Genomic DNA, 11,996 nt, shown 5'->3' with positions numbered 1-11,996 from the left:
TTTGGTCTAGGAAATGAGTTGTGAGACGCGGTTTTTTTATCATCATGATTTTTAATAATATATTTAATCTCCAGCGTAGTCATTGTCAGTGTACTGTGTTTTTAACCGCCGATTGATTATCCTAAAACTGAAAATGAAAAATCAGTAAGAGATTCTTTTATGAACGACTCCTTTCTTATAACAGTAAAAATAGATAAAAAACGGCATCTTTCAGCAACGTAGAAAATACGCTCTTAGGCTCTACTCGTTCATCTCCTTTAACGCTTGTTCTACATATAAGTAAGCAATTCCCATCACCTGCTGCTGACGAGATAGCTGACCGAAAGTAATATTAGTGGCATTGATAAATACCGTATCCGTTTGGTCAAATGGGTTAAAACCCGTTTGCTCTTGAATCAGTTGTAGCCACTCTTTATCGAACCCACAGCTACGCCCGTATAGATATATTTGATTGATATTTAATATATTTAAAAAATTATACAAGCTAAGGCCAATTGCGCGGGCCGCTCTATTGACCATGCTGCGTACTTCCTCATCTCCTTGATGGTAATGGGCAATCAACCATTCGGTGGAGGGGGTTGCTGACAAGCTCTGCTCCTGACCATGTCGGGGATGAACTTTACGCATCTTACGCGCTATTTTTTTTAAGGCAGAAAGAGAGGCAATAGTCTCTAGGCAGCCATAGCGACCGCAATCACACAGGCTGCCATCAGGATCGATAATGGTGTGCCCTATCTGCCCACTGCCATAGAGACTCCCTCGATAGATTTGATGGTGAATGACGAATGACGAGCCAATACCGTAATCCACATTAATCACGCAGAAATCCTGAACGTTGTGAGGGTTTTGCCACTTCTCTGCCAGAGCCAGCATGATGCAGTCATTATCGATGAGCAGCTCTGTATTTAGCCGTTCTTCCAGCAGATATTTTATCTCGATAGGATCATTCCATGGTGCTTGGGGCATATTTTGCGAGACGCCAGTAACGGGATTAACTTGACCATGAATTGATAGTGCCAGCCGCAATGGCTGAGGGCGATTGAGTTGATAATACTGCCGATACAGACGTTCAATTTCTGTCAATAGTGCTTCAGGTGTTGTGGCCTTGATACTGGTGGATTTCAGGGAGGATTGAGGGGTAATCCAACCATCGACAAGAACGCTTTCAATCATATAGGGAGTCACATTAAGGCACAGAATAAAACCCGGTTCTGGCGTAATACGATAGCTGCCGCCGCTATTTCCCCGAGCGTGCAGACTCTCTTGTTGATGCGATACTTTATTTTCTTGTTCAAGCTCCGACAGGATTTTACTGACGGCAGGAATAGAGAGCTGCGATTGCTTTGCTAGCGTGGATTTACTGGCGATCTTCTCTCGGTACAGAATTTCCAACAGTACGCTTTTGTTGTGATGGCGTATGCGCTGATTGTTGAGTCCGCAAGCGGGCATATCACTTAACTCCGTTAACTATAATGCGTGATCATTGTGCATAATCCGCGCAATTTTGTCTATTAGACTGGCCTCAACTTATTTTTCAGTGTTACTGGTTAAATTTGAGGGGCGTTATGAGTCTGGTAAAAGTTTGGCAGGAAACGGTAGATATTCCGACTTATGAAGCGGGATCTCAGGACATTCATCCTATGTTTCTGGAACATCGTGTTTATCAGGGATCGTCTGGGGCGGTTTATCCCTATGGTGTAACCGATGTACTCAGCGATGAAAAGGTGATGAAGTCTTATCGTGCTCTATGGCTAGAGAATGACTACCTGAAAGTGATGTTGCTCCCTGAGTTAGGCGGGAGAGTACATAAAGCTTGGGATAAAATTAAACAGCGGGATTTTGTCTATCACAATGAGGTGATCAAACCCGCACTGGTGGGGCTACTGGGGCCGTGGATCTCTGGCGGAATCGAGTTCAACTGGCCTCAACACCACCGTCCAACGACGTTTATGCCAGTGGACTACTTTATTCAGGAGCAGGAAGACGGTTCAAAAACCGTCTGGATGGGCGAGATGGAACCCATGCGTGGCTTGCAGGTGATGACCGGTTTTACTCTTCATCCCGACCGTGCATTGCTGGAAATTGTATCGAAAGTGTACAACGGCAACCCGACTCCCCGTCATTTCTTATGGTGGGCCAATCCGGCAGTGAAAGGAGGCGATGGTCACCAGAGCGTTTTCCCTCCGGATGTGACGGCAGTATTCGATCACGGTAAGCGCGCCGTCTCGTCTTTCCCTATTGCCACTGGCACCTACTATAAAGTGGATTACTCCGCGGGTGTTGATATCTCTCGCTATAAGAATGTACCGGTTCCAACCTCTTACATGGCTGAAAAGTCAGACTACGACTTTGTCGGCGCTTATTGCCATGATGAAGATGGTGGCTTACTGCATGTGGCGGATCATCACTATTCACCGGGTAAAAAACAGTGGACCTGGGGATATAGTGAGTTTGGTCAGGCGTGGGATCGTAACCTGACGGATGAGAACGGCCCTTATATCGAATTGATGACCGGAGTATTTACCGATAATCAGCCAGATTTCACTTGGTTAGATGCTTGGGAAGAGAAGCAGTTTGTGCAGAATTTTCTGCCTTACAACTCGCTAGGAACTATCCAGAATGCATCTTGTGATGCCCTGTTGAAGCTGGAGCGGGGGAACGGTGAAGTGGTATGGGGCGTGCATGCGGTTGCGCCACTGACCCACTACCGTCTAGTGATTACCAGCGACAAGCATGCGTCACCACTATTCAATACGACCATTGCACTGAAGCCGGGAGAAGTGCAGCGGGATACCTTACCAACGAATCCAGACGGTCGTTTAACCATCACGCTGTTTGATGCGCAGGATAAAGTCATACTGAGTTATACCGAACATCAGCCGCAGGAAACACCATTGCCGGAGGTCGCTAACACGCCACTTCCGGCGGCAGAAATCACCAGCACTGATGAAACCTGGTTTATTGGTCAACATCTGGAACAGTATAACCACGCCAGCCGTTCACCTTTTGACTATTACCTGCGCGGTGTTGAGCTGGATCCATTGGATTACCGCAACAATCTGGCCCTAGCCACGCTGGAATACAATCGAGCGAACTATTCTCAGACCATTGAGTATGCCACGCAGGCATTAAAGCGCGCCCATAAACTGAATAAGAACCCGGTATGCGGGCTAGCCAGTCTGGTTAGGGCGAATGCGTATGAACGTCAGGGAGAACTTGAACAGGCCAGAGAGGATTACTATCGTGCCACTTGGAGTGGTAATGGTAAATCCGGTGGCTACCTCGGATTGGCCCGTCTGGCAACGTGTGATGCTGACTATCAGCAGGCACTCTCTTTCTGTCATCAAAGTTTATTAAGCAATGCGGCTAATCAGACGGTGATTTGCCTGAAAGGTCTGGTGTTGCAACTGGCGGGACGCCAGCAGGAGAGCCAACAATGGCTGACGCGCTGGTGTGCTGAATATCCGTTAAACCCAACCTTACATTATCTTCTTTGGCGGCAATATAGGGATGAGGCCCATCTGGAACAGTGGCGGCAAGTTTCAGGCGGTCGTGGAATAAACTCACTACTGACGGCAGGATTGATGCTTTCTTGCGGCCAGCGCGAGTTGGCTCAGGAAGTACTGTTACGACTCAACAATCAGGAAACTCTGCCTCTTTATCTTCATGCCAGTTTGCTACCTGTCACTGAGCGCGCATCGCTATTGGCGGATGCGCGTGCTGCTTTCCCGGCTTATGTACGCTTCCCTAACACGCTGGATGAAGTAGACATGCTGGAAAGCCTGACGGAATGCTATTTCGCCCGCCATCTTCTGGCTTGTTTCCACTACAGTAAACGTAACTATCAGCGTGCCGTTGAACTATGGCGCGAATGTACGGCTATGCAACCTGATTTCGCTGATGCATGGCGCGGATTAGGTATCTATGCATGGAATAAACAGCGGGATGCAAAGCAGGCGGAAGCGTATCTGGAGCGGGCATTCAGCCTAGCCCCTCAGGATGCGCGACTGCTGTTTGAACGCGATCTGCTGGACAAGCTACGGGCTATCGATCCGCAAATACGCCTCAGCCGGTTAGAGCAGCATTTTACCGTTGCACGGCAGCGAGACGATCTGACGGCAGAAATACTGGGTTTGTATAACCAACTCGGAAAATGGCAGCAGGCCGCAGAGATCCTTCAACAGCGGAAGTTCCATCCGTGGGAAGGCGGTGAGGGCAAAGTTACCGGACAGTATATTTCTAATCAACTGCTGCGTGCTTGCCAACACTTGGAACAGCAACAGCCAGCACAGGCTGTAGAACTGCTACATCAGGCACTGCACTATCCGGAAAACCTCAGTGAGGGGAGACTCTCTGGACAGACGGACAACGATATCTGGTTCTGGCTGGGGGTCTGTGCCCAACAACAGGGGCAAACCTCGTTGGCCCATGACTGCTTTATCAAAGCCAGTGCTGGCGACAGAGTGATTAATGTTCATCGCTACTACAACGATCAACCGGTTGACTATCTGTTCTATCAGGGGGTTGCGCTGAACTGTCTTGGTGACAATCAGAGCGCTTCAACCCTGTTTATCAGCATGGCGGACTGGGCTGATGAGATGGCAAAGCAAACCGTTGGTCGTGACTTCTTTGCGGTTTCACAGCCGGATCTGTTGGCACTGGATAGCGATCTGCAGCAACAACATCAGGAGAACTGCCTGTTCATTCAAGCGTTAGCTCATCTCGGGCAGGCAGATCTACCGGCCTTTGAGCGACACATTGAACGTTTGCTGTCGTTAAACCCGGCACATAGCCGAGCCCATCAATTCAAGGCGCTGTCTGGAATGCTAGGGAAGTTTACCGGTTGCTCACCGCAGAGCGTTCATCCAGGGGAAAGCCAGCTAATCAGGACATAGCCCTGCGAATAAGCCTGAGGGCAATCGGGGAGGGCAGACCGATTGCTCCACCAGACATCGCGGTAATCAGCAATAAACAACGGCAAGGAAGGTAATGGATATGACGCTTTTTACATTGGCAAATGAAGCGCTGATAGTGAAAGTCTCTTCTATGGGAGGAACGATTGAGGCGCTGTATGGCTGTCACGAGCGGCGTCAGGTCCCCTTATTGCGGCCGGGGGCTGCAACGGGGAGTGCCGGACATTCCAGCTGTTTTCCTTTGGTGCCGTTTGGCAATCGGGTGAAGGGTAATCGCTTCTCCTTTGAAGGTGAAACCTATTCTCTGAAGCCGAATACCGAGTGGGATCCGCATTATCTGCACGGTGATGGTTGGCTAAATCCGTGGCAGTGTCTGGAACAGCGCGATGATCGGCTGGTGCTCGAGTACCAGCATCGATCAGAACTTTATTGTTATACCGCTCGCCAGAGTTTTGAACTGCAGGCATCTTCGCTGGTGGTGAGCCTGAGCGTCACTAATCAGGGGGAGTATGCACTGCCTTTTGGATTGGGCTGGCATCCCTATTTCCCATTAACCGAACAAACCACGCTGCAAGCGAAAGCCGACGGCTACTGGCTGGAAGAGGCTCAGTGGTTGGCGGGTGAACATCAAGCCACACTGCCCGCAGAACTTGATTTTAACCAACCGGCACGACTTCCACGCCATTGGTTAAATAATGGTTTTTCCCAATGGGATGGTCGCGCACAGATCCATTGGCCGGAGCATCGTTGGTCACTAACTATGACAACCGAGCCTGCGACACCTTGCTATTTCATCTTTGTGTCCGATCCGTCATTTGATGAGGGTTATCAGTTTGATTACTTCTGCGTTGAACCGATGAGCCATGCCGCAAATGCCCATAACCAAGAACAGGGTGGAGGGCTTAAGCGACTGGCCCCTGGCGAAACGTTGTATCAAACCATGCGCTTAATTAGCCAGCCGGAGGTGTAACTCAACAGGAATCCGATCATCAGATGGAACAACGATTTACCGATCAACACGGGCATTTTAAATTTATGAAAATAGTGTTGTGAACTAGCTGGTAGTGCACTGATTTTAAATATTTTTATCGACAGCAATCGTAGGTGATATTTATTGCGGTACTAATAGCGTTTTGAAGTTTTATTAGTTTCCCCTAGCTGCTGTCCGATTTCCAATAATGAGAGGAAGAATATGGCAAGCGCAACAAATCAGTTGAATATGGGATATATATGGATGATGTGTTTGGTCGCAGCCTGTGGCGGTTTGCTATTTGGTTATGATTGGGTCGTCATCGGCGGCGCGAAACCGTTCTATGAAGCTTACTTTTCTATCACCGATCCGGCCCAGTCTGGCTGGGCCATGAGTTCGGCACTGGTAGGCTGTGTTTTTGGTGCGCTGATTTCTGGCTGGTGTGCCGATCGTTTAGGACGTAAACGACCTCTGATTCTGGCAGCAATACTGTTTTCCATTTCAGCATGGGGAACAGCCATTGCGGGCAGTTTTGATGGGTTTGTGTTTTATCGTATTGTGGGTGGGGTTGGGATTGGTCTGGCTTCCGCATTAAGTCCGATGTACATCGCAGAGGTAAGTCCGGCGGATAAACGCGGGAAGTTTGTGGCGGTGAACCAACTCACCATTGTTATTGGCGTGCTGGCTGCTCAATTGGTTAATCTGATGATTGCTGAGCCGGTAGCGTCTGCTTCGACGGCGGCTGATTTGCTACAAAGCTGGAATGGTCAAAGTGGCTGGCGCTGGATGTTTGGCGCGGAGCTGGTACCTGCGTTAGCCTTTCTGGTACTGATGTTCTTTGTTCCTGAATCGCCGCGCTGGCTGGCAAAAGCCGGCAAAATTGAGAAAGCCAGAGGCGTACTGCAGCGCATTGGTAGCCAGCATTATGCTGAAACCACATTAGATGACATACGTCGGACATTGGGAAGTGATTCGCAGAAAGTACCAGTGAGTGAATTACTCAATCCTAAAGTTCGTCCGATTATCATTATTGGTATCGTGCTGGCCATGTTCCAACAATGGTGTGGTATCAACGTTATCTTTAATTACGCTCAGGAGATTTTCGCTTCTGCCGGATTTGATATTAACGATACGTTAAAATCTATCGTGGCAACCGGGTTGATTAATCTGATCTTTACCATTTTAGCGCTGCCACTGGTTGACAAATTGGGACGTCGTAAACTGATGCTGATAGGTTCACTGGGGCTAACCATTATCTATGTACTGATTGCTGGTGCTTATGCTTTTGGTGTTCTGGGGCTACCTGTTCTGTTGTTGGTGCTGGCTGCCATCGCGATTTATGCGTTGACGCTGGCTCCAGTGACTTGGGTGTTACTGTCAGAGATTTTCCCTAACCGCATTCGCGGTATGGCAATGGCGGTAGGAACCTTTTCATTATGGATAGCCTGTTTCTTACTCACTTATACCTTCCCATTGCTGAATGCCAGTCTGGGTGCTTCAGGCAGCTTCCTGCTGTACGGCGTTATCTGTATGGCTGGGTTTGTGTTTATCCGGGCTCGGGTACCAGAGACTAAAGGCGTAACGCTAGAGGCCTTGGAAGATGTATTGAGTGGTGGTGGGCTGAGTACCCGCAGTAGTACCGCGAAGGTGGTTGAGGCTAAGTAGTTTTGTTGGGCGCAAGCCTGCTTGAACAGTGCTTGCGCTGGCCCCGTTGGGCTAAGCCCAACGTACGCTGACGCTAAGTAAGATGGTCTTCCGGCCGAGCACAATGTCTATATGCACTCATTGTACTTACGGCCGGAGTTACCGTTTTGAAACTCAAATAGACAGAATGTTATTTACCACACCAGTTATTCGCCTGCTTAATTCCACCATTCGGTGAGTTATAGCCTAAACAACCGAGAATAGAGTCAAAGATCTCCGTGTGATTCAGTGTCACACCGGCCTGATGTTTGGTTTTTAGCCTTTCAAAGGCGTCATGATGTTCCGGCTGCTTTAAAAAACTGTCGGAAGCCCAAACCATAATCGGCACTCGGAATTGTTCAGGTGGCGCCATCTCTCGCGGTGTTGCATGGAAGTGTGCATTATTACTGATAGATTCACCGTGATCGGCAGCATAGAACACCAGCGCGTTCTTATCCCGCATTTGCTCAATGACATTGGTGATAAAGGTATCAATATACAGCACGCTGTTATCAAACGAGTTTATCAACTGTGCTTTGGTGCATGAACGGTCAATGCCCATACACTCTGGCGTATAACGGGCAAAACTGGCCGGGTAACGTTGAGAATAGAGATAGTGAGAGCCTTTCGTATGCAGAATCACTAAATGTTTACCATTTGGGTAACGCTGTAGTGACTTCTGTAGTTCGTTGATCAACAACATATCATCGACAGGTTTGCCATCGTTACGCTTCTCTGAGGCAATGGTTTCACGGAACTGGTAGTCATTAACATTGGTATCGTTATAAAACCACAGTTCACTTTGCATGGCGAAAAGTTCAGAAGTGAAACCTAATGACTTCATGACGGAGAAGACATTTTTTTCTTGTAATGTGCGCTGGGCATTATCTTTGGTCCCACCCTCACGCACAAACATGCAGAGTAGAGAGAGTTTGGTGGCGGTATCGCAAGACTTGCCTTTGAACATCAGGAGATTATCTTCTTTCTCCATTTTAGGCGTAGTTTGGCGGTAATAGCCCAGCATGCCCATATGATCCCAGCGGGTAGTTTCTCCAATGATAAACACCACATAGGTGCTGTCGATATCGGATGGAGGAACATAGGTAAATTGTTTCGCCGGATCGAATAGATCCTGCGAGTTTCGGCTGCCTTCAACGTTGGTATAGGCAAGCAGACCGAGCGCGGCCAGCCAGTTAGAAGGAAGATAGGAGTGCGCCACGACACCGCCATAGCTTGGCATGTCGGTATTTAATTGTATTTCTTCACTCTTTTGCTCAGACCCTAGTAGATGAAGCGGTATCCAGACCAGCAAAGCGGCTATTAGCAGGATGGCTAACGGTTTTTTACGCTGTCCTGGCGTTTTGAGCTGCGCTAGCAGGGTATTGTGTAGGCCGCTCTTCCAGATCAGTAACAACGGCAGGGCGCTCACCAACACCATCCACACAATCAAATGCCAGCCGATGGACTCTTTGTTCATATCCATATCGGTAGTGAGTACGGATATCACCACGCCATAACCAATAACCACGTTGAAAAAGATCATGTAGTAGCTGGCTGCAACGGATATCAACACAAACAACGAGGCCGTTACGCGATAAAACAGTTTTCCTCCCAGCGATAGCAGACGCATAAGGAAAAAAGTAAAAAGAACAATAACCAGAATTTCGGTAGCGGCTTCGATAATTTTAGTAAAACTTAAACTGTGGCCGAAGCGACGGTAAAACACCGAAAGATTAAGAAAGACTCCGATATAAATAGCTAATATTAAAGATATTTTTTGTTGTGATAACGCTTTGAGTTTGTTCATAAAATTGATGTGTCGGGTTGGCTCATTCGGTTTAGTTCTGTGATGGTCGGGTAGTGTATACAAAAATGAGTACAATTAATGTTTATTATTACCAATAACAACACATTTAAAACGAAAGAATGAGCAAATTTTTAGTAAAAAAATTGAATTTATATAAATAATTCAATCTGTTAAATTGATAAGGGTAACGTGGTGATTACGTTAGTTAAAAGGGCGATTTCTCAAATCATCCTGATTTTGGTACCCGAAAGTATCGCATTATAGCAAGACAAACGTTGGTACTAAAACTAACCAATAACCAAGGTTATTGCTTTGGCTCAACCCAAGTCGAGAGATCATTGTCAGTTACTTTGTCCTGTACGCGATAGATCTTCCATACGCCATGCTCCAACCGCAGGGAGATATACAAAGTCTGCTCAAACTCATCGGTCTTACCTAAGTGAATGTCCACTTCGGCGTGAGTATCGTCAATTGACTCACGCAATAGCGAGATCTCTGAGCCCCAGTTGTCGCCATAATCCTGAGCGCTGAGATAATAATCGGCATCTAATGGATTTTCACTGCTATTAATTTTATTCAACAGGTCAAGGGTTTCCTGACTGATGTATTTCTCGAAGGTTTTTTTATCTTCTGGATCTGCTGATGGCAGGCGTTCGATATGGGTCATATACCAGTGATAAAACTCGATAACTTGTTGTTGTGGCGTCGCCTGTTTTTCAACCGCCCGTTCTGTAGCCAGTACGTTTTGCCATAAAGCCGGTGTTGCCAGTAGCAATACCAATAAGAACATTTTTTTCAGCATAGCAATGTCAGCGTCGTGTCTGATTGAATGGAAACGATAGGGGATTTTAGGGGACAAAACGGTAGGAGAAAAGGGGGGGGCAATAAAAAAGGGGTGCAGGCGCACCCCAAAATCCTACAGAGAGGAGGTGGAACTTAGCGAGCTAACCAACCGCCATCAACGGCAATGGTGTAGCCATTAATATAGTCAGAAGCCGGAGAGGAGAGGAATACTGCCGGGCCCATCAGATCGTCTGGTAAGCCCCAACGGCCAGCGGGAATACGATCCAGAATTTCTGCACTGCGGCTTTCGTCCGCACGCAGTTGCTGAGTATTGTTGGTTGCCATATAGCCAGGCGCAATAGCGTTAACGTTAATACCGTGTTTGGCCCACTCGTTAGCCAGCAGGCGGGTAACCCCCATCACCGCACTTTTCGACGCGGTATAAGAAGGAACGCGGATACCGCCCTGATAAGAGAGCATGGATGCAATATTGATAATTTTACCGCCGTGGCCCTGCTTGATAAATTGACGAGCCACCGCCTGAGACATAAAGAAGACGGTTTTGATGTTGAGGTTCATCACATCATCCCAGTTCTTTTCGGTGAAATCGATGGCATCTTCACGGCGGATAATACCGGCATTGTTAACCAGAATGTCGATTTTACCGTACTCAGCCAGTACTTTTTCCAGCAGAACAGGGATGCATTCAATACTGCTTAGGTCTGCGGTCAGGCTTAAGAAACGGCGGCCCAGTGCCTTAACTTTCTCGATAGTTTCGGTCGGTTCGGTGATATTTACACCAACAATGTCACAGCCGGCTTGTGCCAGCCCTAATGCCATACCTTGACCTAAACCGGTATCACAACCGGTGATCATGGCTACTTTACCTTTCAAATTGAAAGAATCTAAAATCATGACAAAATCTCCCTCGTGGGCAACCTCAGGGATGCCCATTTTGATATAAAAACGGTCGGTATCACCGACCGATAACAGATGAATTAGCGGATATCTTTGATCTTCACATGGTCCATATCATCGTAGGTTTGGTTTTCACCAATCATGCCCCAGATGAAGGTATAGTTTTTAGTCCCCACACCGGAGTGAATTGACCAGCTTGGTGAAAGGACTGCTTGCTCGTTATGTACCAGAATATGACGAGTTTCTTGCGGCTGGCCCATCATGTGGAATACGGCATTTTCTTCATCAATATTGAAGTAGAAATAGGCTTCCATACGGCGCTCATGAGTATGCGTTGGCATGGTGTTCCATAAGCTACCTTCAGCCAGCTTGGTTAAGCCCATGCTTAACTGGCAAGTATCTACCACTTCAGGAATCAGGTATTTGTTAATGGTACGCAGGTTGCTGGTTTCTGGGCTACCGACGGTCATCGGGGTAACATCTGCACGGGTGATTAGCTTAGTCGGATAAGCCATATGGGCTGGTGCACAGTTATAGTAGAACTTGGCGGGTTTCGCGGCATCAGCGCTGCTGAAAATCACTTCTTTTGCGCCTTTACCGATGTAGATCGCTTCTTCATTGCCCACCTGATAACGAGTGCCATCAACGGTGATGACGCCCGCACCACCGATATTAATTGCACCAAATTCACGGCGTTCAAGGAAGTAACTCACCCCCAGTTGTTTACCCACTTCAGTACCGATAGTGACACTCTTGCTGACCGGCATGATGCCACCGACGATGATGCGGTCGATATGGCTGTAAGTCATGGTGTATTGGTCCGCTTCAAAGATTTTTTCAATCAGGAATTCGCGGCGTAGTTCAGTGGTATCCAGTTTTTTAGCGTGATCGCTATGAATACTTTGACGAACTTGCATATCAG

General features: G+C 47.6%; 8 protein-coding genes. 3 read left to right on the top strand and 5 right to left on the bottom strand.

All coding sequences use genetic code 11. The annotated features are described in order from the left end of the window. Positions 1-240 precede the first annotated feature (240 nt). A complete protein-coding gene (locus HYN51_RS12650; RefSeq protein WP_108900357.1) occupies positions 241-1,449 on the bottom strand; it encodes an ROK family protein in 1,209 nt (402 codons plus the stop codon). Positions 1,450-1,565: 116 nt separating this feature from the next. On the opposite strand from HYN51_RS12650, the gene HYN51_RS12645 reads away from it, so the two are divergent. The 3 genes from HYN51_RS12645 (at position 1,566) to HYN51_RS12635 (ending at position 7,548) form a co-directional block, all read left to right on the top strand. Beyond that, positions 1,566-4,895 (top strand): tetratricopeptide repeat protein, encoded by a 3,330-nt coding sequence (locus HYN51_RS12645; RefSeq protein WP_108900356.1) that lies wholly within the window; start codon positions 1,566-1,568, stop codon positions 4,893-4,895. A 100-nt stretch (positions 4,896-4,995) separates the two neighbouring features. Next, positions 4,996-5,883: an aldose 1-epimerase gene (locus HYN51_RS12640; protein WP_108902058.1), complete on the top strand. Its 888-nt coding sequence runs from the start codon at positions 4,996-4,998 to the stop codon at positions 5,881-5,883. A 222-nt stretch (positions 5,884-6,105) separates the two neighbouring features. After that, complete coding sequence (locus HYN51_RS12635; protein ID WP_108900355.1) at positions 6,106-7,548, top strand: sugar porter family MFS transporter; 1,443 nt, start codon at positions 6,106-6,108, stop codon at positions 7,546-7,548. 169 nt (positions 7,549-7,717) lie between these two features. Here HYN51_RS12635 and eptB read toward each other — a convergent pair whose 3' ends face one another. The 4 genes from eptB to kduI all read right to left on the bottom strand — a co-directional run bounded on the left by eptB (position 7,718) and on the right by kduI (position 11,991). Then, positions 7,718-9,373, bottom strand: a complete 1,656-nt coding sequence (gene eptB / locus HYN51_RS12630; protein WP_108900354.1) for a kdo(2)-lipid A phosphoethanolamine 7''-transferase — start codon at positions 9,371-9,373, stop codon at positions 7,718-7,720. A 304-nt stretch (positions 9,374-9,677) separates the two neighbouring features. Beyond that, complete coding sequence (locus tag HYN51_RS12625) at positions 9,678-10,175, bottom strand: DUF3828 domain-containing protein (RefSeq protein WP_108900353.1); 498 nt, start codon at positions 10,173-10,175, stop codon at positions 9,678-9,680. A gap of 134 nt (positions 10,176-10,309) precedes the next feature. After that, positions 10,310-11,071 carry a 2-dehydro-3-deoxy-D-gluconate 5-dehydrogenase KduD gene (gene kduD, locus HYN51_RS12620; protein WP_108900352.1) on the bottom strand — a complete coding sequence of 254 codons (762 nt, stop codon included), beginning with the start codon at positions 11,069-11,071 and terminating at the stop codon, positions 10,310-10,312. Positions 11,072-11,154: 83 nt separating this feature from the next. Then, positions 11,155-11,991, bottom strand: a complete 837-nt coding sequence (kduI, locus tag HYN51_RS12615; protein WP_108900351.1) for a 5-dehydro-4-deoxy-D-glucuronate isomerase — start codon at positions 11,989-11,991, stop codon at positions 11,155-11,157. Positions 11,992-11,996 lie beyond the last annotated feature (5 nt).

This window comes from Limnobaculum parvum (genome assembly GCF_003096015.2).
Taxonomy (GTDB): domain Bacteria; phylum Pseudomonadota; class Gammaproteobacteria; order Enterobacterales; family Enterobacteriaceae; genus Limnobaculum; species Limnobaculum parvum.
Note: the sequence above shows the minus strand (reverse complement) of the source record. Positions and strands in the feature narration are given on the sequence as shown.

Coding starts and splice junctions, on each gene's coding strand:
- HYN51_RS12625 (WP_108900353.1), bottom strand. CDS start 10,175: ATGCTGAAAAAAATGTTCTTATTGGTATTGCTACTGGCAACACCGGCT.
- kduD (WP_108900352.1), bottom strand. CDS start 11,071: ATGATTTTAGATTCTTTCAATTTGAAAGGTAAAGTAGCCATGATCACC.
- HYN51_RS12650 (WP_108900357.1), bottom strand. CDS start 1,449: ATGCCCGCTTGCGGACTCAACAATCAGCGCATACGCCATCACAACAAA.
- kduI (WP_108900351.1), bottom strand. CDS start 11,991: ATGCAAGTTCGTCAAAGTATTCATAGCGATCACGCTAAAAAACTGGAT.
- HYN51_RS12640 (WP_108902058.1), top strand. CDS start 4,996: ATGACGCTTTTTACATTGGCAAATGAAGCGCTGATAGTGAAAGTCTCT.
- HYN51_RS12645 (WP_108900356.1), top strand. CDS start 1,566: ATGAGTCTGGTAAAAGTTTGGCAGGAAACGGTAGATATTCCGACTTAT.
- eptB (WP_108900354.1), bottom strand. CDS start 9,373: ATGAACAAACTCAAAGCGTTATCACAACAAAAAATATCTTTAATATTA.
- HYN51_RS12635 (WP_108900355.1), top strand. CDS start 6,106: ATGGCAAGCGCAACAAATCAGTTGAATATGGGATATATATGGATGATG.